This window comes from Candidatus Rickettsia tasmaniensis (assembly GCF_036857515.1).
Taxonomy (GTDB): domain Bacteria; phylum Pseudomonadota; class Alphaproteobacteria; order Rickettsiales; family Rickettsiaceae; genus Rickettsia; species Rickettsia rickettsii.
Genome location: NZ_JAQCNX010000065.1, coordinates 1 through 690, shown reverse-complemented (window position 1 = coordinate 690; position 690 = coordinate 1). Strand labels below are relative to the sequence as shown.

Here is a 690-nt window from a genome sequence, read left to right as displayed (position 1 = left end):
GCAATTTAGGCGTAACCGTTGGGGATAAGATTAGATTAATTTCACCGAATTCAGTTTCTACCACCTTTGGCAGTATACCAAGATCAAAAGAATTTAAAGTTATAGCAATTTTCAATAGCGGTATGTATGATTATGATTTGACAACGATATTAATGCCGCTTACCGCAGCACAAAATTTCTTATCTCTCGGCGACGATATTAATTTAATCGAAATTAATAGTCTAGATCCCAATAACGCTCTCGCATATTCATATAAAATACAATCACTATTAGGTCCAACCCTATATGTATTTAATTGGCAAACCTTAAATTCACAATTTTTAAGTGCTCTTGCTGTTGAGCGTACGGCTATGTTTACTATTCTATCTTTAATTATTACGGTTGCCGCATTTAATATTATTGCAAGCTTATTTATGCTTGTTAAAGATAAAACTTCAGATATTGCAATTCTTAGCACTATGGGAGCAAGCACTAAGCAAATAATGCTTATTTTTATCTATAACGGAATGTTTATAGGATTACTTGGCACAACACTAGGTGTAATCCTTGGTGTTACCTTTTCTTATAATATTCAAACTATCAAGAATTATTTGGAGCGTATAACCGGTACTAAAATTTTCGAGGCAGCTATTTATTTTCTTTATAGTTTACCTTCAAAAGTAAGAGCTGAGGATATTATTTTAATTACCT

1 protein-coding gene is annotated in these 690 nt (G+C 32.2%); it reads left to right on the top strand.

What is annotated here, in order from left to right; all coding sequences use genetic code 11:
* A partial coding sequence (locus O6R16_RS07925) for an FtsX-like permease family protein (RefSeq protein ID WP_499680699.1) occupies positions 1 to 690 on the top strand: 690 nt, incomplete at both ends.